The organism is Mariniflexile soesokkakense, assembly GCF_039650365.1.
In the GTDB taxonomy this organism is placed as follows: Bacteria; Bacteroidota; Bacteroidia; order Flavobacteriales; family Flavobacteriaceae; genus Mariniflexile; species Mariniflexile soesokkakense.
Map to the genome: position 1 here is coordinate 50,403 of NZ_JAZHYP010000003.1, position 23,807 is coordinate 74,209.

A 23,807-nucleotide genomic window follows, 5' to 3' on the forward strand; every position below is an offset into this window, starting at 1 on the left:
CTCAATAAGCATACCAAAAAGAAATCCCGTTACAAAAATTTGTAACGGGATTTTATATTTTAAAATTCCTTCTTTATACTAAGAAAAATTAATCTTGTACTTGAAAAATGATTGGTAATGAATAAGGTACAGTTACTGCTTTACCACGTTGTTTACCTGGTTGCATTTTAGGAAGTAGCGCAATTACACGAGCTGCTTCCTTTTCTAAACCTGGGTGTGGTGCTCTTGCACGAATACCTGTTATACTGCCTGTTTTATCAATTTTGAATATAACGTTAATACGTTGTCTACCTGACAAACCTAATTCACCTGCTAAATCTGTATTAAACTTTTTATTCACAAAATCGGATATTTTTTTAGACATACAATCTCTTTTTGCATTGTTATCGCCGCCTTCACAACCAGGGAACACAGGTACGTTTTCAATAACCGCAAAAGGAACCTCAACATCTTCTTCTATAGAAGGCGCTACTTTTACAGCTTCTACCTTTACAATTTTTTGTTCTTGATTAGATTCTGTAGATTCTATAACTGTTTCCTGCACTTCTACCTCATCTTCTACAACCTCAATAATTTCTGGAGCTGCTGGTGGCGGTGGCGGTGGCGGTGGAGTTTGTAATTGTTGTGTTAATGGAATTTCCTCTTCTAATTCTTCTTCCATATTTACCATACCTATTTCGATATCGGATTTATCATATGTTTTAAAATTGATAGCGAAATTTGTTAAAAATAACATTAACGCTAAACCAATAGCGAAATAAAGCGAACTGTTACGTCCAACATTTGCTTTAGGATTTTTTTTAGGTTCCATAATTTTAATTGTTTTTCAAGATTGCTAAAATAACTATTTATTTATTATATAAGCAAGTGTTTATTGTTTTTTAATAGTAATCAAATTTTTAATGAATACTATTATTACAGTAAAAAACACGCCCATTGTATTTGCTATAACATCATAAAAATCAGATGATCGCGATGTTGTTATTGTTCCTTGTAATACCTCAATAACTATACCAAATACTATAGAAAAAAGTGCTGCATAAATTAGTGCCTTCTTTTTTCCAAACTTAAATGTACTAAAAAAAGTGTTAAACCATAAAAAAGCCAACACAGTATATGCTAAAAAATGAAAAATTTTATCTCCAAAAGACACACCAACATTAGGGAGCTTATTTATTTTAATTAAGCAAACTGTTCCTAACAATACAGTATAAAGTATGCTTACAAAAAGCACCCCTTTTTTAAGCACCTATAAGGGTTTTATAAGCATCCGCAGACATTAAATTTTCTGCCTGTGATATATCTGAACACTTCAATTTTATCATCCAACCTTCACCATAAGGGTCGGTATTTACTTTTTCTGGCTCATCTTCTAAAGCACTATTAAACTCTATTATTTCGCCAGTTAATGGTAAAAATAAATCGGATACTGTTTTTACAGCTTCAACGGTTCCAAAAATTTCATCGGCTTCTAATGTTTCATCTACTGTTTCTACTTCAACATATACAATATCACCCAATTCACTTTGTGCAAAATCGGTAATACCAATAGTCGCGATGTCGCCTTCAATACTTACCCACTCGTGATCTTTCGTATATTTTAATTCTGATGGAATGTTCATTTTATTATTTTAAGTTAGTATTGGGCAAATGTATTTATTCAAACTTTAAATTCAAATAGATTATGCGTTAATTCCCAAAATTATATCTGATAGTAAAACCAGACCTAATAGTTGTTTGCGGGAATGCTGTTGAAATGGCATATTCTGAGAAGGTATAATCGAAATAAAATATTGCCGTTAAATTTTTACTGAACGCATAATCAGCTGAATATTTTAAGCCCCAAATGGTTTGCCCCGATGTTACTTGGTTATTCTCTAAATCTAAATACCTAATAATGGTTTTATTATCTCTAATAGATATATCGGCTTTCATATTTAAATCGCTTACAATACGCTTACTTGGTCCCGCTAAATTAGAATTGATACGTAAGTCTTTTATTCTATAACCTAGACCCAATACGTATTCCATTCCTTGTACTTCAGTCATTAAATTATTATCAAAACTAAGTGATAACAAACGGTCTTTTTTAATTTCTGTTAATATTTTAACCGAATTGTTCATTTCAAAATCGATTCTAACTAACGGACTGAACATTTCGGTTAAATTTATATTACTAAATAGTGTTGGGTTTTTATAATTTCCAGATTGATTTAAAACCGCACTTGGTTGGTTATCATATGCTACACTAAAATTTGGTTGAGTATAATCTAAATTAGACTGAAACTGATTGATGGTGTATGTTGAACGGTATCCATGTGTTAAAGAGAAACGTTTGAAATTCTTTTTAAACCAAGCATACTTCATAAAGCCCGTGTATTTTAAATCCCAGTTTGGAATAGGCACATCCCTAAACGCAGAGGTTTTTACCTTACTTGCATCTTGCCCAGAATAAGCTGCTAAAAACGCAGGCAGCAATACCGCTTGACTGTTTTTACCAAAGCCCTTAGGATATCCATCAGCATCAATATCATTTGTATTAACACCTTTTTCTTGAGCCAATCGTTGTGCAATTACAAGTCTATTAGTTCTAAAATCGTTAAAGGCATCTGACCCTGTTTCATCACTTGTACCAAAAGCAGTTTTAATTAAAATTGTTGAAATATTAAAATTTCCAAAGGTATTTGGGGTTAACGAATTGTATTCAAAAGTATTAGGATCAACTCTAAAGTTCTCTGTATAATTTTCATAATAGGCCCTGTTTCCAACAATATCAATTTTTAAGTCTTTTACAGGTTCTAAACTGGCAGACACATCCAATTGTTTTGTGTTTGTTGTTGTGTACTGCTGATTAAAATCTGGGAACAGGGTTAACCAACCACGTCTTGCCGCTAAATCTCTAATGTCACTTTGGCTACCAAATGTAAAACCTGTTGTTGGTTTTAAAGTACCAATAAACCCTGGTGTTTGTAAGTAACCTGGTAGAAATATTCCGTTATTTTCAGAATAATTAAGTTGAATTCTTTTAATACTTGTTAAAATATCAACCCCTACATTTAGCAACTTCGTAACCGATTGGTTTTTAATTTTTGGCTGGTTTGTTTTATTCTGATTAGGTCCAGGAGGGCCACCTAATGGAGTTGTTGCTCGTGTTCTTGCCCTAGAAATCGGTTTCTTTACCAAACCTATATATCTATAAAACCTGTTCATATCTAAAGTTGTATTGATATTATGGGTATTGGCGTTTTGAATGGTGTTTCCTAAATCGTAGGTATTACCATCTAATTCTAATTCGCCATATAAATCAGATCCTTTTTGCCATTGGAAATTACTACTATATTGGTAAGTAGCATTAACAAAACTAAATGTTGGAATTTTATTAATTGGTACTTGGTATGTAACACCCAAATTTTGCGATTGTCTGTTAGGGTCGCCAAAATCGAAAAAGCCATCCCAAACATCCAAGGTTTCATCTTGCTCGCCATTAAAAATATTATCTTTAAAATAATTTCTAACTATATTATTATTAGCAGCCGTAAAATTTAAGCTTAAAGATTCTGTTAAGTTGTAATTAAGGGTGTATTGAAAATCGAAGGTATAATTTCTTCTAAACAATTCTTCAATACCAATATTACCGCCCCCAAGTTCTACTTCTCTAAATTTCTGTCTGTTAAATTGTCTATTAATATCCGAGTTTATCGTGAAACTTGATGGTAATAAATTAAAGTTCAAATCTTTTAAAAGCTTCCAATACTTGCCAGTAAATAAGGAGTCGTTCTTTTTAAAGGGTTCTACTTTTAAAGGATTAAAATTAAATGCATAATTCGCGCCAACGCGTACCGTTTTGTTAACTGCATTTTCAATTTCAAAATCCCTGTGTTCTACTTTATTATAAGAATAGTTTAAAGTAATATTCTCAACATCATAAAAACGTGGTTTTGCCTCAGTGGTTCTGGTTTTTCTAACACCTATGAAATTGATGCTCTGACGTTTTGTATAATCTTCGGATTGTTCTTTGATAGTTTCTCTATCCGCATTAGTATTGGCTGCATCTAAACGGGAATCTAAAGTTAAATCTTTATAATATGCGTCGTACTTAGGCGTAATCAATTCTTCGCTTTGCCCATAATTAAACGGCACTTGAACACCCCATTTTTTTGGTAACAATTGCCCAACATTAATGTTCGTCACCACATCGTATTGTTTTACATCTTCCAAACTACGTTGGCTAGGACCTTGCTCAATACTACCAAAACCAGAAGTACTTTGTCTACCCGAAGCACTAATGTTCATAAAATCGGCAACATTGGTATCTAAACTTACTACTGCTGCCCAACCACCTTCGTTATCCATATCAGACAAACGCAATTCGTTAAACCAAACTTCGCCACAAACGGGTGATGCTGGTGGCGGCCCATCATTTAAACCATTTTGAATACCATTTTTCACCCCAACCATTAAGGTTCTAATATCTCCAAAATTAGGGTTTCCTTTTATAGTTACACGATGTTGCCCAATTACGTATGTTGAAAACTCATCAACTGGTGTGTCTACCAATTTCCCATCAATAACATCATAAAATTTTTGTTTTTCAGAAGGCAATGTTGGGTTTGCTATTTCTAAAGCTTTAATTTTACCCAAAATATCTATAGGCAAATTAATTTCGTTTTCTTCTGGCCAAAGTCCTGATCTTGATGCAGATTCAGATATTTTTAATGGAATTTCTATTTGATAGTAATTCTCTGTAAGGTCGTTACCCATACGAACAAAACCAACAACTGTATTGTTATTAGGTATGCCTGTGCCCTCTTCTTGAAGGTGCATAAACATACGCATGCGCTTATACTGTCGCATATCTAAATCGATATTTTTATAAACACCTCTAGAATCTTGAGATTCTAAATTACATACATTAACAAGTAATGATTGCTCGTTTTGTTGAACAACGGTGTTATTATTAAATAACTCTTCAGGGTCAATACCCGGCGGTCTTTGATAACTACCTTCATTTTCTAAAGTTCCAATAACACCTACTGAAAACTCTGTATTATCGTCTGCAGGATTGTCTTTATCAACTTGTAATGTTTGTGTATAACGCCTCCATTCACTTCTTACTAAATCCAACGTTCCAAATCGAAATACGGTAGGCTCTGTAAATTCTTTAAGAAATAAACGTGTAAAACGTACCGACCTTAAATCTGTAATACCTCCAACAGGTTTCGCAAGACTGCCTTGAACAGGAATTCTAAACAAATACCATCTTACGTTTGGATTTTGCCCATTAGGAAGCGCACGAGGTCTATCTTTAAAATCAACTAAGAATTCTTTTAAAGGATTATTATCGGGAAGATTATCAAAATCTGATTTAGAGATTGGTAAATTTTGTCTTGTAATTGGCAACTCATATTCATAATAGCTATCAATCGTGTTCATGGTATTATCACGATTGATATCTTCTACATCGGGTTGCGTATTGGCACCTCTATCGGTAGTAGAAAAGGTATCAGGTGTATTGCCTTCAACACCATTGTACTTTTTATAACGATCGAAAATATTTCCATCGGCATTTAAAAAGTAGGTATAATTATCTTTTGATGGATCACTTCCAAAACTAGCCCCAAATTTTGAGACTTCTTCAGCATCATCATATCCATCATAACCAACGTCTTGATTGGTGCGCTCTTGCCCCGTAGTATCAAACGCATACACTAAAGATTGATTTTGAGGAATGACTGTACCCCAAGCCGTTACAGGAAGCAAATCGATGTTTCCGTCTTTAGGCAACCCATTCTCGTACACCTTTCTACCATCTTTAATAATATCCTCTGAAATATTACCAAGATTGAACACCAGTTTCCCTCCTGCATTCGATGGATTTTCTTGAAATGGATCTTGCAACCAAAACTCAATATACTCTACGTTTTGTTGTTCAAAATCTGTTGAAGTTAATTGTCGCGTTATACCTCCCCAAGACGTTGCAGGATTGCTAATAACATCGTTAGTTGTGTTAGGATCAAAATTATAAGGCCCTCTTTCCGTAGGATAGTAGGCTAAGTCTAAAGTATTTAAAACCGTATTTTGCCCTTGTACCAAATCCCTGTCTGGGAATAATTCTTTTATAAAAACACGACTAGTGTATAAACTTGACAAATCGTTATCTGAAATCCCGTTTGGTCGCTGGCTTGTATAAAAAATAGGATCAATATTATACCAGTTTAGCATGGCTCTACCATAACCATTTTGAATCCCATTATTATCATCACCAGGCGATGCTGTTAAATCTAACGGCCTGCTTGATAAAAACCAAGATTGTTGTGATTTTAAATCGATAGAGTTTTGAGTACCCTCAAAATCATCCACATAGGATGTAGCCTCTCCTTTTAAGCTAGTGCCTTTTGGAGATCCCGGTGCTAAATAAGCGAACTCACCACGTAAAGATAAATTCGATTCTACATCGGTATCAATATTTGGTAAGGCATTTGCTAATCGGGTTAAAAATGGCACTTTGGTTGAGTAATTACCATTAAAGCCAAAAATAGTATTATTGATAGGTTCTGTTCCGTAATTTGCTTTTTGAGTAATGGGACGCTCGTTTAAATTTAAAAGCGTTCCACCCAACACAAAATTTTCGTTAAACTTATGCTCTACATTAATGCCTGTAAAGCGTCTGGTTTGTTGTCCAAATACCGCATTATTCTCAGTTGAAACTTCTATTGGAGTATTGGATGCCTTTAAAGCTTCGTCTAAAATTTGAACACGCCCTAACTGGTAATTTACGGTATAATCAATCCCTTCTACCAACACACGACCACCTGCGGTAACACGAACCGAACCTCGTGGCACGTTAAACGACCCGATAGGAATACCATCACCCCCGCTAGATTTATAGCGCCCTTTTAATTTGAATTTGTTTTTTTCAACTTCTTCTAAAGCAGCTGTTTTAGTGCTATTATAAAGCACATCATAAACATACTTAGCTTGATTTTCGTTGTATGTAGCGTTATTATTGTAATCTTCACTACCACCAAGTGCTAGTTTATTGAAAAGATATTCACCAAAAGGTTCTGCACTTGGGAAAATAATTTTTCCGCTTTGCGATAATACGGTAATGCCTTCAACATAATCGAAAAAACCATCTCCTTTAGATTGCGGGTCGTTGTTGAAATTTAATTTATCTAAACTAAAAACCCTTAATAAAGGCGTTTCATTCAATGGGTCTTCATTAGGGCCAGGTGCTGGAAATGCTGTAGAACCAACTGGTTTTATATAGTTTAATGGCGAAGCTTCGTTGTAAAAAATATTTAGTTTAAAATCATCTGAACTTAAATTGTAAGCACCTGTATCATAGATGTTTTTCATCATCAAATCCCAAACAGGTTGGTTCACATTGGTAATACTGCTCTTTAATAACTTTAGTATTAAATTACTATTAACCACATTTGTTACTTGCCCAGAGCCATTGGTGGTTACATTGGTTGCATCTACCCCATCGTTGGCAAACTCACCTACTTGGTACACTTGTCCGCCCAAGGTATATTGAAACGCTACTGCTAAAACCTCATCGTTGTTCAAACGTTGGTTTAACGAAATATATCCTAACTGAGTGTTTAAAACATATTCTTGACCACTAATTAACTTTCTGGCATTTTCTAATTTAGCATAATCGAAACCTTCTCTCGCACTTGGTACGGTGATACCAGATTGTACTGTAGCTATATCTCTAATAGCTGTAGTAAGTTGAGAACCACTACCGCCAATATTTGTTGGGTCGAATGCATTATTTTTGTTATTTGGATATGTTGTTGGTGCTGCTGTTATAGTTACACTAGAACCTACTTTGCTAGGATCGGACTCCCCTATATCTTGCAAAGCCACCACATTTCTAACATTGTCGGTTTTATTACTTCTGTTTGTTACCCAAACCTCAATTCTTGTAATTTGTAAGCCTTTATTATTTAAATACGGATAGGTTTCTAAAGCTGTACCATAAGTATCTCTAAAATACTGCGCTAAGAAGAAATGGCGGTTTTCATCATAATCTCTAATAAAAAGCTCAAACTCTTCTAAAGTGCCGCCACCTTGAGCCACTATGGTATTAGCTTGTGATTTTTGTTCAGAAAACACGCCCGTTACCGTTGTTTTCCCAAACTGCAATTGGGCTTTTACACCAAATAAACTTTGTGCGCCTGTAATTAAGGAACTGTTTAAAGGCATACTTACATTACCAACTTCAATTTTTTGAATGATATCATCTTCGGTTGGTGTGTATTCTAATTTGATAAGGTTTTGAAAGTCGAAAGTAGATTGTGTATCGTAATTGGCGGTTACTTGCAGCCGTGTACCTACTTTACCTAATAAACTTAAACTGATACGTTGGTCGAAATCAAACGTAAAATTACTTCTATTTCTTGGTGAAAACGACGGATTATCTTGTTTTGAAAACAGCATCCCTAAATCCATTTCTACCGAACCTTGCGGTACCACTTCAATGGTATTGCTTCCAAAAATAGATTCAAAAAAATCTGATTTCACATAAAACTCTGGTAACAGATTTTTTTGAGCATCATCGGCACCATTCTTTTTACCGTCAAAAGCACTTATTTTTTCCTTATAATATGCTTTTGCACTTTCTTTAGCTACCAAAGCATAATACTCTTTTGGAGTTAAAATAACAGGGTAGTTAATATTAAAACTACCTATTCTTTCGGTGTATATGTAGCGGTCTGTTAAAGCATCGTAGGTGTATTTAGACTCAATACTATTAGGGTCTGGTGTTTTAATACTTCCTAAATTAAACCCTGTTTTAACCGAATCTTGAACTGTTGGTTGTTGCGCCCAAGTAGTTAGCGAAAACAAAAAAATAAGAACTAAAAGCGTGCTTCGGCTGCGCTCAGCATGACATTTTTTAATGGATTTATAAAAATTAAGGCTGGTTATATTCAAAATCTATTATAAATTTTTTAAAGCTTGTTTAATAATGGTTTCTACAGTGGCATCTGGTTGTGCCACAATAATTTTCTCCACAGCACGTTCTGCTTGTTTTCTCACAAAACCAAGCACTTCTAAAGCAGATAACGCTTCATCTTTATTGGTATTGCCTTTAGAAACAGAAACTTCATCAATATCATAAATCTTCAAGACTTTATCTTTTAAATCTATAATAACACGCTGTGCGGTTTTTGCGCCAATACCTTTTATTCCTTGTATTAAAGCCACATCGCTACTAGCGATACCTTCTATAACTTGTTTTGGGGTTAATGAAGATAGCATAGTGCGTGCAATACTAGCGCCAATACCACTGACTGAAATTAATAACCTGAAAATTTCGCGTTCTGCTAATGATGAAAACCCATAAAGCGTATGAGAATCCTCCTTAACTTGAAGATGTGTAAATAGTTTTAAATGCTCGCCATCAGGAATTTGAGAATAGGTATGTAAAGAAATATTTAAAACATAACCGACGCCGTTACAATCAATAACAACGTCGGTTGGGTTTTTCTCTACAAGTTTTCCTTGAATATGTGTGATCATCTATAGCAATTCGTTAATCGACCAAATGTAATAAATTTATTTTCAACAGAATTACTTAGAGTTTCCCTTTTCCAATTCTAACTTTTCTTTTTGTTGGGCATCAATAACTGCAATAGCTGTCATATTCACTATTTCATCTACATTAGCACCCAATTGAAGAATATGTACTGGTTTGCGCATACCCATCATGATAGGGCCAATGGACACAGCTTCATTTAATTCTTTTAATAATTTATAGGTAATATTGGCCGAGTCTAAACTTGGGAATATTAAGGTATTTACTTTTTTACCTACTAATTTTGAAAACGGAAATTTTTCTTGAAGCATTTCAGCATTTAAAGCAAAGTCTGTTTGTAACTCCCCGTCAATAATCATATCGGGATAATAACGGTGCAAATGTGCAACAGCTTCACGTACTTTTGCTGCATTTTCGTTTGAAGAAGACCCAAAATTAGAATATGAAATCATTGCCATAACCGGATCCATGCCAAACATTTTAACCACTTGCGAAGTCATTTGAGCAATTTTGGTAAGCTCTCTTGCATTTGGATTTATATTTATGGACGTATCACTTAAAAATAGTGGACCACGTTTGGTCATCATCACATTGGTTGTTGCCACACGCGATGTTCCTTTTGCCATACCAATAAGCTCTAACATAGGTTTTACAACAGATGGATAGTTTCTAGAATATCCTGAAATCAAGGCATCGGCATCACCTTCATTTACCATCATTGCTGCAAAATAATTACGCTCACGCATTAATCGCTGTGCAGAATAATAGGTTACACCACGTCGTTTACGTTGTTCCCAATACACTTTGGCATATTTATTTTTTCTATCATTTTCTTCTTCTGTTTTTGGGTCAATTATAAGTATATCTTCAGCATCAAATTCTACTTCAGCCATCAATTCTTTAATGGTTTCAACTCTACCTAATAAAATAGGAATAGCAATACCTTCTTCATAAACTATTTGAGCTGCTTTTATAACGGCAAGCTGGTCTGCTTCAGCAAAAACAACACGCTTAGGATCTAGTTTTGCACGGTTAAATATCAATCTTATCAGTTTGTTATCGTTACCTAAGCGTTCTCTTAATTCGTCTTTATACTTTTCCCAATCTAGAATTGGCTCTTTGGCAACACCACTTTCCATAGCTGCTTTGGCTACAGCTGGTGGCACTTCGGCAATTAAACGCGGATCGAAAGGTTTTGGAATAATATATTCTTTACCAAATGTTAATCTGGTTTCTCCATAAGCTATATTTACTTGTTCGGGCACCGATTCTTTAGCTAATCTTGCCAAAGCTTTTACAGCCGCCATTTTCATTTCTTCGTTAATTTTGGTTGCGCGCACATCTAATGCGCCACGAAATATAAATGGAAAACCAAGTACATTGTTTACTTGATTAGGATGATCACTTCTTCCCGTTGCCATAATAATGTCTTTGCGTGTTGCAATGGCGATGTCGTATTTTATTTCTGGATCTGGATTTGCCATGGCAAAAACTATCGGGTTTTTAGCCATAGACAATAGCATTTCTGGCGATACAATGTTTGCCATAGACAAACCAATAAATACATCGGCATCTACCATAGCTTCATCAAGTGTATCTATTTTTCTGTGAGTGGCATATTCGGCTTTTTCAGATGATAAATTTTCTCTATCGTCTCTAATTACACCTTTACTATCTAGCATCACCATATTTTCACGTTTAGCACCACAAGCTTGGTACAAACGCGAACAGGAGATGGCCGCTGCACCAGCGCCACTAATTACAATCTTAACTTCATCTAGTTTTTTCTTTGCAATTTCAACCGCATTAATTAAAGCTGCCGCTGATATAATGGCAGTTCCATGCTGGTCGTCGTGCATTACTGGAATATCTAGTTCTGCCTTTAAACGCCTTTCTATTTCGAACGCTTCAGGTGCTTTAATATCTTCTAAATTAATACCTCCAAAAGTCGGTGCAATATTTTTTACAGTTGCTATAAATTCTTCGATGTTTTCGGTATCAACTTCAATATCAAACACATCTATATCAGCAAAAATTTTAAATAATAAACCTTTACCTTCCATAACGGGCTTCCCTGCCAATGCACCAATATTACCTAAGCCCAATACCGCAGTACCGTTTGATATTACAGCAACTAAATTACCTTTTGCAGTATATTTATATGCGTTATTTTTATCTTTTTCAATCTCTAAACATGGCGCAGCTACCCCTGGCGAATAAGCTAATGCCAAATCGCGTTGGGTGGAGTATTTTTTGGTTGGAACCACTTTAATTTTACCTGGAGTAGGTTTAGCGTGGTATATAAGGGCCTCTCTACGTTTACTTTCTTCGCTCATAGGAATAATTAGTTAACTAATCGAACAAAGATAATAAACCTATTGAATGCACACCTTAATCTTTTGACTTTATTAGTAGTACTTTTTTAACCAAAAAGTGTATTAAATTACTCAAAAATTACATGTAATTTCAGAAGGATTAATACCTAACGATTATTTCAAAAATTCAATATTCCGTTTTAAACCAGAAAACTTGGCGCGTTTAACTGCGGAATCTTTAAATATTTTTATAAAAACGTCTTCAGTAATCTCTTCCCAGTCTTTTTTGGTCATAGATAGTAATTCGGGATGCGGATTGAAAAGTGGTTCATTATGTGATTTCGAAAATCGATTCCAAGGACAAACATCTTGACAGACATCGCATCCAAACACCCAATCATCAAACTTATCTTTAAATTCTGTTGGAATATTTTCTTTTAATTCAATGGTAAAGTAGGAAATACATTTGCTACCATCAACCACATAAGGTTCAGTGATGGCTTCTGTTGGGCAGGCGTCTATACAAGCGGTACAAGTTCCACAATGGTCGGTTGTTATGGTATCAAATTCCAAATCTAAATCAACAATCAATTCAGCAATAAAATAAAAAGACCCTACTTGTTGCGTTAATAAATTACTATGCTTCCCTATCCATCCTAAACCAGATTTTGCTGCCCAAGCTTTATCAAGTACCGGTGCAGAATCTACAAATGCACGACCATGAACTTCGCCAATTTCTTCTTGAATGAAATGTAAAAGTGATTTTAATTTATCTTTTATTACGAAATGATAATCGGTTCCATAAGCGTATTTTGATAGTTTGAAGCTGTTTTGGTTTTGTGTTTCTTCAGGATAATAATTCAGCAATAATGAAATAACTGATTTAGAATCTTCAACCAGTTTTGTAGGGTCTAATCGCTTATCAAAATGGTTTTCCATGTACTGCATTTCGCCATGCATGTTGTTTTTTAACCATTTTTCCAACCGAGGTGCTTCTTCTTCTAAAAACTGAGCTTTATTAATGCCACAAGACAAAAAACCGAGGCGTTTGGCTTCGGTTTTGATGAGTTGTGTATATTTAGTTTTATTATTTATCAAAACAACCCGCCTTGAATAGGTCCTTTTATTTTTCCCAAATGTTTATACGCAAGTTCCGTAACTTCTCGTCCACGAGGCGTTCGCATAATAAATCCTTGTTGTATTAAAAAGGGTTCATAAACTTCTTCAATGGTTTCGGCGCTTTCACTAACAGCTGTGGCTAATGTGGAAATACCAACTGGTCCGCCTTTAAATTTATCTATAATGGTGGTTAATATTTTGTTGTCCATTTCATCCAAACCAAAAGCATCCACATTCAATGCTTCTAAAGCATATTTTGCAATTTTTATATCGATGCTTCCATTGCCTTTTATCTGGGCAAAATCTCTAACACGACGTAATAAAGCATTTGCTATACGAGGTGTTCCTCTACTTCTACCTGCAATTTCTACGGCTGCTTCCATGGATATTGGAACATTTAAAATGGAAGCACTACGCTGTACAATAGTTGTTAAAAGTTCGGTATTATAATATTGCAACCTACTTTGAATTCCAAAACGGGCACGCATAGGCGCTGTTAACAAGCCTGATCGTGTTGTGGCTCCAACTAAAGTAAAAGGATTTAAATTTATTTGAACCGAACGTGCATTGGGACCCGATTCAATCATGATATCAATCTTGTAATCTTCCATTGCAGAATATAAATACTCTTCAACAATAGGGCTTAATCGATGAATTTCATCAATGAATAACACATCGCGTTCTTCAAGATTGGTTAACAATCCTGCTAAATCGCCGGGTTTATCTAAAACGGGGCCTGAAGTTATTTTAATACCAACATTTAGTTCATTGGCAAGAATATGCGCCAATGTTGTTTTTCCTAGTCCTGGAGGTCCATGAAACAGCGTATGATCTAAAGCTTCATCACGCAAGTTAGCCGCTTGAACAAAAATTTGAAGATTCTCCAACACCTGATCTTGACCCGTAAAATCGTCAAAAGACAGTGGTCTCAATTTTTTTTCGACATCTAATTCTTCAGGAGAAAAGTTTTCGTTTGTTGGGTCTAGATTTTCGTTCATACACATTCCTGTGAAAACAGGAATCATTTTAATTACCAGTTCTACATATATAATTTACCAAATAATTGGCACAAACCTATAAGGCTACCAAAACCTTGCAGGTTAGTTTCGCAAATATAAAGAAAAAGCCTCTCCTAAAAAGGAAAGGCTTCATCAAAAGTTTGGTTAAATCTATGGTTGGTTATTATTTCTCTACTAATTCAATATTGTAAACTCACAACGACGGTTTATGTCATATGCTTCATCTTCGCAAATCCCTTCTTTAATACACTCGTTAAGTGGTTGCATTTCGCCGTAGCCAATGCTTTTTAATCGGTTTCTATCAATGCCTTGACTTACTAAATATTCTAAGGTTGAAGCTGCACGACGTTTAGATAAATCCAGGTTATACTGGTCTGATCCTCGAGCATCGGTATGTGCTGAAACTTCTACTTCCATAGATGGGTATTTTTTCATTAAATCTACCAATACATTTAAAGTGATAGCGGCATCATCACGAATCTTAGAATTATCAAAATCGAAATAGATTTTATCTAATTCTACTTGAACATCTCCCTTTTCGTTTTGCTTAACACGTTCTTCCGCATCGGCAAACGACTCTAAGGTTAGATAGATATTGTGTTGAATTTCCCCTTGACTATCGGTTGAAAACTCTACGTCTTGTGGAATATATGCTTTACGAGTTCCTCTAATTTTATATTTTTTGTTTGGCTCAATTTTGAACAAATAATCGGCTTTTGAACCAACAATGGAATCTTGAATTACATTGCCAGTATCGTTAAACAACGTAACCAATGAACCAGGGAGCAATTCTTTGCTGTTTTTGTCTTGCACCAAACCTGCAACCAAATATTTGGTTAAAATGTTTTCTTCTCTGGCAAAACCATACAATCTATCGAAACCACTACGGTTTGATGATACAAATCCTTTATTATCTTTTTCACGTATGGTATAAGCAAAATCGTCTAAATTACTATTGATAGAACTTCCTAAGTTTACTGGTTTATCGAAATTTCCGTTTACAGAATTGCTTCTAAAAACATCCAATCCGCCGTATCCTAAATGACCGTCGGATGCAAAATACAACACATCTAAATCGCTTATATACGGGAATTGTTCACGGTGTTTTGTATTCACATTAGAACCTAAATTTTCTGGTGTTCCGTAGCTTCCATCCTCGTTAATAGCTGCTTTATAGATATCGAAACCACCAAGAGTTCCTGGCATATCACTAGCAAAATAAAGCGTTTTTCCATCTTCACTAATGGTTGGGTGCTCGCAGCTGTATTTATTAGAATTGAATGGTAATTCTTTTATATTCGTCCAATTTCCATCTACTAATTCAGCCTTAAAAATCTGCACATGGGCAATACGGTCGTCTTCAGTTTTAGTACGCGTATTATTGGTTCTGTTGAAATACATGGTATTTCCATCTTTACTAAAAGTGGCATTACTTTCGTGTGAATCGGTATTTATTTCATCTGAAAAAGAAACAACATTTTCCAATTTTCCATCGTTGGTTAATGTTCCAGAATACAAATCTAAATACGGTAACTTATTCCAAGCATAGGACGGATTTTTGGTATTTCTGGTTGAAGCAAAAGCCACTTTGTCTTCACCGTAAAAAACCAAACCAAAGTCGCTATTAGTTGCAATTTCGTTTCCTATTTGCGCTAACTTAAACGTATGTGGTGTTGTTTTTTCATTTAACTCTATAAAAGCAGACGTATTTACAGGTTTATTGTAATACCTGCTTAAATGCGCATCGGCTTCCTTATAATCTTTAACACCTTTTAAAGCTTGGGCAAATCTAAAGTGAAATTCAATATCAATAGAATCGCCATAATTTACAAATAACTCTCTATAGGTTTTAATCGCCTTTTGAAGATTGGCATTATAGTAATAGCTATCGGCTAAATTTTGAAGCACTTCTTGTTTACGGTCTTTGGTTTCGTACATTTCGGCTGCTTCAATATAAGCCCTCATTTCGAAAAGCTTATTGGCACGTTTTAAATTGCTTTTTTGAGCTAGTGCTACTCCACTAACTAATAAAAGGCTTGCAAGTATGTAGGTATGTTTTTTCATCTCTTTATAGTCTTAAGGTTAGAAGAATCTAGGTGAACGGTCATAACCTCCTTTAAACCCAAATAAATCAACATCAAACAAAACAAATATTTCGTGAGAACCTGAATTGTAATTACCTAGGTTGGAGGTTGTAAAATCGTAAGCATAGCCTATTTTTAAATCGGGCATTACCCTAAAACTTAATAAACCACTTATAGCATCGTCTAAACGGTATCCTAAACCAGCTTCTAGTTTTTCATTAATTAAAACATTTGCTGTAATATCTAGTGCTAACGGCGCACCTTGTACCGACTTTGCCATAAATGCAGGTTTTAATTTTAGATTTTGATTGATGTCGAACACATAGCCACCCGTTAAATAATAGTGGATACTTTGAACTCCTGTTGCTTTTACACCATTCTCTGTTTCTATATGCTTTGAATTTAGCATATTTGGAGCCGAAAAACCAACATAATAATTATCGGTAAAATAAAAGGCTCCAATTCCAATATTTGGAAATGTTTGACTGATGTTCTCGTTGAAAGCCATATCTGTTGAAGCACTACCTGATTGGAGATTGAAACCATCGAAATTAACATTGAAAAATGTGAATCCTGCCTTGAGACCTAAAGATAACTTTCCGCCATCTAAACCCATTGGAAGTATATACGCAAAATCGGCATATATGTTATTTTCCTGTACTACATCGCCTAAATTATCGTTAGTAAAGGAAATACCAGCTTCTATTTTTTCATTAACAGGTGCGTGAGCGAAAAAAGTTCCTGTTTTGGGTGCGCCTTCAATGCCTACCCATTGCGTTCTATACAATCCTCCTAGATTCAAAATAGCTGCATCTGTTGTAGCATATGCTGGATTTATAACGCTCATATTATACATATACTGTGTAAATTGAGGGTCTTGCTGCGCGAAACTTTGAAAAGACATTAATGTCAATCCTACTACCGCAGCTATTTTTTGATATATATTTAAATTTTTCATGATTTCTAAATTTTTGTTTATCTAAAAATTATCTGCTTAAGTATAAATTTCCTTGTTTTGGTTTGTTCTCACCATCATTGAAGTTGAAAATATAATAGTACATTCCAACTGGCAAGTCACCTTTAAAGGTTGTTCTAGACTGATTAGATTTCCCATCAAAACGAGATGTTGAAGCATTTCCTTTATAAACAATGCTACCATATCGATTGTAAATCTCTATTTCAAAATTTGGATATAAAATGGATAAATTATCATAATCGTAAGTATCGTTAACACCATCCCCATTTGGTGAGAATCCATCTGGTAAAACAAGTGCTCCACAAGATGTTAAATCGAGCGTTACAGCTAAACGTATACTACTTTCACAACCCGTAGTAGCATCAACAAGTGCTGCGTAATAGGTAGTTAAATTTGAAAGTGTTGATGTATCGCTAATTACTGTACCATTCAAATCAGCATCATACCAAACTACATTGTCTTCTAATTCTACGTGTTCTGTTAAGTTAAGAGAAAGATCGTGTAATGTTGGATTGTCATTAATACAATATTCCTTAGTAGAATCTTTTATCGTTGGTGTGGGTGTATCATTAATAGTTGCAATAATTTGAACACTTACTGAAGATTCACATCCTGAACCTGTAGTTTGGGTTGCAAAATAATCCTCTCCATCTTCCAAGGCATCGATAGCTGTTAATGGCATTGTTAAAGCTGCATCGGCATACCAATTTACGGCTCCTGTTGGCCTTATACTTGCCGCTAAATCTGTTACCGTTGGACCATCAACTAAACAAAATGATGGATTTGGGTCTAGCACCACTATTTGAGGTGAATCATTAACTGATACGGTGATTTCTGCACTTGAATCTGGTGAGCAAGGTGAAACCGCTGTTACAGTATATGTGTAAATACCAGCAGTATCCACACTAGGGTTAAAAACTCCTGTACCACTTGTTAACAATGGTGACCAAGTACCTCCGCTTTGGGCAGAAGTTCCTAAAAGCGGGAATAAATCTGTTTGACCATCTATAACACAAATAGCCACTGAATTATCTGTTCCTGCATTTGGAGCTAGAGTAACCGTAACAACTACTTCACTACTTACGGTTCCACAAGCATTTGTTAATGTGTATGTGTAAGTTCCTGAAGCATCTACTAAAGGATCAAATACACCTGTTGTGCTTGCCATGGCTGGCGACCAAGTCCCTCCTGTATCGGCACTTCCTATTAAGTTAAACAAATCGGTTGTTCCGTTATTGCTACACACATCTAGTGTATTATTGCTACCTGCATTTAAAGGTTCATCAATAGTTACGGTTATAATGGTACTTGAATCTACACAAGGTGAAGATGCTGTAACCAAATAAGTAAACTGATAATTACCTGCTGCTAATCCAGTAGCATCAAAAATATTTCCTGTTAAAGCACCTGTGCCATCTGTATCTTGCCACGTACCACCCGCATCTTGTGTTCCATCCAATCCAGTAAATAAATCTATGGAATTATTAGTATTACAATCCATAATTGAAACTGGATTTCCTGATTTTGGTGACAGATAAATAGTTACTGTTACCAAAGTTCTAACTGAAGATTCACAACCTGTGGCTGCATCGGTTTGAGTAGCGAAGTAATCTTCACCATCAATTAATGAAGCTGTTCCTACTAATGCTGTTCCTCCTGTTGCATTATCATACCATTGGATGGCAGTTCCTGTAGCAGTTAAATCTGAAACTCTTGCTGTTTCACAAAATTCTTGAATTGCAGTAGCTGTTGGTGCTGGCGTATCTTTTATTCCAATTGAAACTGTTACCAATACATCGTCGCAACTACCAATGGCATCAACATCGTAAGTGAAATTATAAGTTCCTGTTGCAAGACCATCAAGTGTTACTAAATTTCCTGATAATGCCCCTGAGGTATCGTCATCATTCCAAACACCCGTTTGATCTTCACCAGTTAACAAATCGAATAAATTATAAGTTTGCCCTGTGGTTATAACTGCTAAACAGAATTCTACTGGTGCATTAACTGTACCTGATTCTGGCGCATCATCAACTCTAACAACTACAGTAGAGCTGTTTGTACATCCGTTAGCATCTGTAATGGTATAGGTAAAATTATATGAACCTATTGTTAATACATTTAAATTAACATCACTTCCTGATAAAGCTCCTGAAGTATTATCATCTGTCCATGTACCACCTGCATCTTCGCCTGTTAATTGGTCAAATAATTCCAATGGTGTATTTGCCGCTAAATCATTCTCACAAAATATAGCTGGTGTTGGTGTTCCCGTTACTGGTAATGGGTTTATTGTTACGGTTACGGTTACTAATTCGTCATCACAACTTCCTATGGCATCAACATCATAAGTAAAATTATAATCACCTGGTGTTAAGCTAGACAAGTCTACTGGGTTTGAAACCGTTGCTCCTGTATTATCTAAACCAGAATACCATGTTCCTGTTTGATCTTCTCCTGTTAATAAATCGAATAAATCATAACTGGCTGGTGCTAAATCTTCACAAAATAAAGCTGGTGCATTTGCTGTTCCCGATTCTGGCGCATCATCAACTCTAACAACTACAGTAGAACTGTTTGTACATCCGTTAGCATCTGTAATGGTATAGGTAAAATTATATGAACCTATTGTTAATACATTTAAATTAACATCACTTCCTGATAAAGCTCCTGAAGCATTATCATCTGTCCATGTACCACCTGCATCTTCGCCTGTTAATTGGTCAAATAATTCCAATGGTGTATTTGCCGCTAAATCATTCTCACAATAAATTGCTGGAGTTGGTGTTCCTGTTACTGGTAACGGATTTATTATTACCGTTACGGTTATTAAAGCATCATCACAACTTCCTATGGCATCAACATCGTAGGTATAATAATAAGTATTTGGTGTTAAACCAGAGAGATCTATTGGGTTTGAAACTGAAGCTCCTAAATTATCAGTTCCTGTAAACCAGGTTCCTGTTTGGTCTTCACCAGTTAACAAATCGAATAAATTATAACTTGCAGGTGCTAAACCTTCACAAAATGAAACTGGTGCATTTGCTGTACCAGATTCTGGTGCGGGTTCTATTGTAATGGTTATGATTTCAGTATCAGAACAAGTTCCATTATCAATCGTATAGTTAAAAGTATAAGGACTGCCCGCCACTGTTAAACTTGAAATATCAATCGGATTTGTTACAGTTACATTACCAGCATTTGTCCAAGTTCCACCATTATTATCTTGAGAACCATCTAAAGCGTTAAACAAATCGAATGGTGAGTTTGAAGCTAAATCATTTTCACAAAATGTTTGATTCACAGCATTACCTGCATTTGGATCTTCTAGTACTACAACTTGAACAGTTGTAGATTGTTCTGGACATGGGTTTGGTGATAAATTTTGAGTGTAAGTAAAATTATATGTTCCTGGAATAAAACCCGTTAAATCTATTGGGTTAGTTATTACTGGGTCTGAACTTAAACTACCCTGTGTCCATTGACCATTTGGGTCTTCATTGTCTAATAAAGTTAATAAATCAAAAGACGACGGCAATTGAGATTCGCAATAGGCTGCAGGGTTACTAGCTGCCTGTGTTCCCGAACTAAATGTTTGGAAAACTCTAATAGTCACTGTTGCAACACCATTAGGACAAACACCCGAACTAGGCACAGTATAAGTAAATACATAATTTCCCGCAGTAGTTAATGTTGAAATATTAACGGTTCCTAAATACCCATTTGAAGTAGCTAAAGGTCCCGACCAAGAACCTGTAGTATCTTTAGGCCCTCCTAATTCATCAAACAAATTAAAATCGTTAGCTGGTAAATTATTATTACAGTACTCTAAAGAACTTGAGGTTCCTGCATTAACAGGAATGTCAATATTAGCTGTAACTGCAACTGCATTACTTGTACAAAAAATATCATCAATTTGTATGTAATACGTTTTTCCGTTTACCAAGGGAGTTAATACTGATAAAGCCGGCGGAATGGGATCTCCAAAACCATCAACATTTTCATACCATTTGTAATTTGAAGCAGTAGTTCCTGGATTTAAATTACCTACTACTGGATTTGAAGTTGCACAAAATTGCTGTGGTGATGCTGGTGTTGGGTCTGTTGGTGCAGAAAATACACCTACTTGACCAATCTCCAATTGACTTTTACAAAATGTTGGTGAAGGATCAACAAAAACAATGTAATAATTTGAAGCGCCACCTGGAATAGCATCACTTGCATTTGCTTGATTGGTTAAATTAAAATCATAATAAACTTCAACAGAACCGCCTAACGGAATGCCTGATTGCAACACATCATCTATATAGGTCTGGACTGTGGCATTATCGTTACTACAATATATACGATCTAAATTTTTTCCTGAAGGATTCACTTGAAAATCCACCACAATAGATGCTCTAGAACCACAAGTTCCTGAGTTATCATCGGCGTAATAGGTACCTTCCTTTACTAATTGATTTGGATTAAAAGCAGCACCACCTGTACTTGTAGCATACCAAACTATGCCATTGCCATTATTGGTTGCAAAAGCATTTAAACTATTAAAAGTGAATTTGGAAGCATCACATATTGGTGGTGGATTTGGATCTGCTATAGTAGGACACTGCGCAAAACATGAAATTGATGCCCATAAAAACATCAAAACACCTGATGTTATTTTAATGGCTTTCCTAGATAAGTCGTTTGTTATCATAGTTGAAATAGATTAGAATCATATTATTAATAGCCTGTTTTAAAATATTGATTTAATTATACAATACCATTAATATAATTAATCTTACATATTTAAAAACAATGCAATTTAACTGATTTTTTTGTATTTCAACGATATATTTTAATATATTTTACATTTTGTCGTAAAAAAAAAGTATTTAAACGAAAAAACCCTCCTTAAAAAGGTGGGTTTTTTCGTTTTTTTATTGTAATATTTTAATGCTGAAGCTCTTCTTCGCCTTCTTTTAAAGGAATATTCTGAGGCACAAAATCTACATCATGTCCTGGTTTGCTATAATCGTAAGCCCAACGATATACGTGTGGAATTTCTCCTGGCCAGTTACCATGCATATGTTCAACAGGTGTTGTCCATTCTAATGTAGTAGACTGCCATGGGTTTTCAGTTGCCTTCTTTCCGTAGAAAATACTACTGAAGAAGTTATATAAATATACTATTTGAACCACGCCTCCAATTAAAGCAAAAATGGTAATAATAACATTTACATTTGCTAAATCGTCAAATAATGGGAAATTAGAGTTTGTGTAATAACGACGTGGCAAACCTGCCATACCAATAAAATGCATTGGGAAAAATACCCCGTAAGCACATACTGCTGTAATCCAGAAATGAATATATCCTAAGTTTTTATTTAGCATACGACCAAACATTTTTGGATACCAATGGTAAATTCCCGCAAACATACCATAAAGCGCCGATATACCCATTACTAAATGGAAGTGAGCTACCACAAAATACGTATCGTGAACATTAATATCTAAAGCACTATCTCCAAGAATGATACCTGTTAAACCCCCTGTTATGAATGTTGAAACAAACCCAATAGAGAATAACATTGCTGGATTCATTTGCAAATTACCTTTCCACAATGTTGTTATCCAGTTGAATGCTTTTACAGCTGAAGGAATTGCAATTAATAAGGTTGTAAATGTAAATACAGACCCCAAGAACGGGTTCATACCAGAAATAAACATATGGTGACCCCATACAATAGTTGATAAGAATGCAATAGCTAAAATAGAAGCAATCATCGCACGGTAACCAAAAATAGGTTTACGTGAATTTGATGCCATAATTTCAGATACTAACCCCATCGCAGGTAAAATAACGATATATACCTCTGGGTGACCTAAGAACCAAAATAAGTGTTCAAACAATACAGGAGAACCTCCCTGATAATGTAATACTTCACCTTGAATGAATATATCTGATAAGAAGAATGATGTTCCAAAACTTCTATCCATGATTAATAATAACGCAACAGATAATAATACTGGGAATGATATAATACCAATAACCGCAGTAATAAAAAATGCCCAAATTGTTAAAGGTAATCTTGTCATAGACATACCTTTTGTACGTAAGTTAATTACAGTAACAACATAGTTAAGCGACCCCATTAAAGAAGAAGCAATAAATATAGCCATAGAAACTAACCATAGTGTCATACCCATACCTGAACCACCTTGAGCCATTGGTAAAGCACTTAATGGAGGGTATATAGTCCATCCAGCAGCTGCAGGACCAGCTTCAACAAATAATGAAATAACCATGATTATACTAGAAAGGAAGAATAACCAATAAGAAATCATATTTAAAAAGCCTGACGCCATGTCTCGTGCACCAATTTGCAATGGAATTAATAAGTTACTAAAAGTTCCGCTTAAACCAGCTGTTAGTACAAAGAATACCATGATGGTTCCATGTATGGTTACTAAAGCTAAGTATATATCAGCATCCATAACACCTTCTGGTGCCCATTTACCTAATAATGCTTCAAACAATACATTTGGTTCTTCTGGCCATGCGATTTGCATACGGAACATCATAGACATTAAAACACCTATAACCCCCATAATAGTACCAGTAATTAGGTACTGCTTAGCAATCATTTTATGATCTTGACTAAATATGTATTTAGTTACAAAGGTCTCTTTATGATGATGTCCGTGGTCGTCATGAGCGTCGTGAGCGTGAGTATCTTCGTGTGCTGACATAATCTTATAGCGTAT

Annotated in this window: 12 protein-coding genes; all 12 read right to left on the bottom strand. The window is 35.1% G+C overall.

Features of this window, described 5'->3' with window-relative positions; genetic code table 11:
* Positions 1-88: 88 nt before the first annotated feature.
* A complete protein-coding gene (locus VP395_RS07020) occupies positions 89-811 on the bottom strand; it encodes an energy transducer TonB (RefSeq protein WP_346241069.1) in 723 nt (240 codons plus the stop codon).
* A 60-nt stretch (positions 812-871) separates the two neighbouring features.
* A complete protein-coding gene (locus VP395_RS07025) occupies positions 872-1,249 on the bottom strand; it encodes a VanZ family protein (protein ID WP_346241070.1) in 378 nt (125 codons plus the stop codon).
* Positions 1,242-1,622 carry a glycine cleavage system protein GcvH gene (gcvH, locus tag VP395_RS07030; RefSeq protein WP_346241071.1) on the bottom strand — a complete coding sequence of 127 codons (381 nt, stop codon included), beginning with the start codon at positions 1,620-1,622 and terminating at the stop codon, positions 1,242-1,244. The genes VP395_RS07025 and gcvH overlap by 8 nt, the downstream gene beginning before the upstream one ends.
* 67 nt (positions 1,623-1,689) lie before the next feature.
* Complete coding sequence (gene sov / locus VP395_RS07035) at positions 1,690-8,943, bottom strand: T9SS outer membrane translocon Sov/SprA (protein ID WP_346241072.1); 7,254 nt, start codon at positions 8,941-8,943, stop codon at positions 1,690-1,692.
* A 6-nt stretch (positions 8,944-8,949) separates the two neighbouring features.
* Complete coding sequence (gene ruvA / locus VP395_RS07040; protein ID WP_346241074.1) at positions 8,950-9,531, bottom strand: Holliday junction branch migration protein RuvA; 582 nt, start codon at positions 9,529-9,531, stop codon at positions 8,950-8,952.
* A 51-nt stretch (positions 9,532-9,582) separates the two neighbouring features.
* Positions 9,583-11,883: an NADP-dependent malic enzyme gene (locus VP395_RS07045; RefSeq protein WP_346241075.1), complete on the bottom strand. Its 2,301-nt coding sequence runs from the start codon at positions 11,881-11,883 to the stop codon at positions 9,583-9,585.
* A gap of 153 nt (positions 11,884-12,036) precedes the next feature.
* Positions 12,037-12,960 (bottom strand): tRNA epoxyqueuosine(34) reductase QueG, encoded by a 924-nt coding sequence (gene queG / locus VP395_RS07050; RefSeq protein ID WP_379884212.1) that lies wholly within the window; start codon positions 12,958-12,960, stop codon positions 12,037-12,039.
* The gene (gene ruvB, locus VP395_RS07055; protein ID WP_346241777.1) at positions 12,957-13,979 is read right to left on the bottom strand and encodes a Holliday junction branch migration DNA helicase RuvB; all 1,023 of its coding nucleotides are present in this window, start codon (positions 13,977-13,979) and stop codon (positions 12,957-12,959) included. The genes queG and ruvB overlap by 4 nt, the downstream gene beginning before the upstream one ends.
* Positions 13,980-14,174: 195 nt before the next feature.
* On the bottom strand, positions 14,175-16,064 hold the full coding sequence (locus tag VP395_RS07060; protein WP_346241076.1) for an OmpA family protein: 1,890 nt from the start codon (positions 16,062-16,064) through the stop codon (positions 14,175-14,177).
* An 18-nt stretch (positions 16,065-16,082) separates the two neighbouring features.
* Positions 16,083-17,042 carry a PorP/SprF family type IX secretion system membrane protein gene (locus VP395_RS07065; RefSeq protein WP_346241077.1) on the bottom strand — a complete coding sequence of 320 codons (960 nt, stop codon included), beginning with the start codon at positions 17,040-17,042 and terminating at the stop codon, positions 16,083-16,085.
* A gap of 28 nt (positions 17,043-17,070) precedes the next feature.
* Positions 17,071-21,756: a gliding motility-associated C-terminal domain-containing protein gene (locus tag VP395_RS07070; RefSeq protein WP_346241078.1), complete on the bottom strand. Its 4,686-nt coding sequence runs from the start codon at positions 21,754-21,756 to the stop codon at positions 17,071-17,073.
* A gap of 236 nt (positions 21,757-21,992) precedes the next feature.
* Positions 21,993-23,792: a cytochrome c oxidase subunit I gene (locus tag VP395_RS07075; RefSeq protein WP_346241079.1), complete on the bottom strand. Its 1,800-nt coding sequence runs from the start codon at positions 23,790-23,792 to the stop codon at positions 21,993-21,995.
* Positions 23,793-23,807 lie beyond the last annotated feature (15 nt).

What these genes read in the sequence shown, in the direction of transcription:
- gcvH (WP_346241071.1), bottom strand. Translation starts at nt 1,622, where the DNA reads ATGAACATTCCATCAGAATTAAAATATACGAAAGATCACGAGTGGGTA.
- VP395_RS07075 (WP_346241079.1), bottom strand. Translation starts at nt 23,792, where the DNA reads ATGTCAGCACACGAAGATACTCACGCTCACGACGCTCATGACGACCAC.
- ruvA (WP_346241074.1), bottom strand. Translation starts at nt 9,531, where the DNA reads ATGATCACACATATTCAAGGAAAACTTGTAGAGAAAAACCCAACCGAC.
- VP395_RS07020 (WP_346241069.1), bottom strand. Translation starts at nt 811, where the DNA reads ATGGAACCTAAAAAAAATCCTAAAGCAAATGTTGGACGTAACAGTTCG.
- VP395_RS07070 (WP_346241078.1), bottom strand. Translation starts at nt 21,756, where the DNA reads ATGATAACAAACGACTTATCTAGGAAAGCCATTAAAATAACATCAGGT.
- VP395_RS07045 (WP_346241075.1), bottom strand. Translation starts at nt 11,883, where the DNA reads ATGAGCGAAGAAAGTAAACGTAGAGAGGCCCTTATATACCACGCTAAA.
- ruvB (WP_346241777.1), bottom strand. Translation starts at nt 13,979, where the DNA reads ATGAACGAAAATCTAGACCCAACAAACGAAAACTTTTCTCCTGAAGAA.
- VP395_RS07060 (WP_346241076.1), bottom strand. Translation starts at nt 16,064, where the DNA reads ATGAAAAAACATACCTACATACTTGCAAGCCTTTTATTAGTTAGTGGA.
- VP395_RS07065 (WP_346241077.1), bottom strand. Translation starts at nt 17,042, where the DNA reads ATGAAAAATTTAAATATATATCAAAAAATAGCTGCGGTAGTAGGATTG.